This is a genomic window from Micromonospora sp. AB353 (assembly GCF_049538395.1).
Taxonomy (GTDB): Bacteria; Actinomycetota; Actinomycetes; order Mycobacteriales; family Micromonosporaceae; genus Micromonospora; species Micromonospora aurantiaca.
In genome coordinates this window covers 1-490 of the sequence record NZ_JBMVFV010000194.1, presented here as the reverse complement: position 1 = coordinate 490, position 490 = coordinate 1, and the positions used below count along the sequence as shown (strand labels likewise).

The 490-nt window shown below is 70.2% G+C and carries 1 pseudogene; it reads left to right on the top strand.

From position 1 onward, the window contains the following. Nucleotides 1-490, top strand: a pseudogene (locus ACPCK6_RS29645) (hypothetical protein); the annotation flags it as partial.

Genomic DNA, 490 nt, shown 5'->3' with positions numbered 1-490 from the left:
CCACGTCGACGACAACACCGCGGGCGGCAACGGCGGCGGCATCGCCAACGGCAGCGGCCTGTCCGGCGGGCACGGCCCGGCGGCCTCCGCCGCGCCGAAGGGCTACGACCCGAAGGGCAAGCACCACGAGGCCGGGATCGTCGAGATCTTCGGTTCCGACCACGGCAAGGACGGCGTCAAGTCCAGCCTGTCGGACAACCGCGCCGGCAAGAACGGTGGCGGTCTGTTCAGCAGCGGCGGCACCGTCACGGTCTCCTTCACCGCGATCACGGGCAACACCGCCTGCGAGAACGGTGGCGGCGTGTACGCCGAGAACACCGACCTGCTCCTGGAGAAGGTCCACGTCGCCAAGAACCACGCCGACGGCGACGGCGGCGGTGTGGTGGTCACCGGCGGCAAGCACTGGGGCTACCCGGAGAACAAGGAGCACGCCAGCGCCACGATCGCCGACAGCAAGATCGTCGACAACACCGCCAACCGCTTCGGCGGG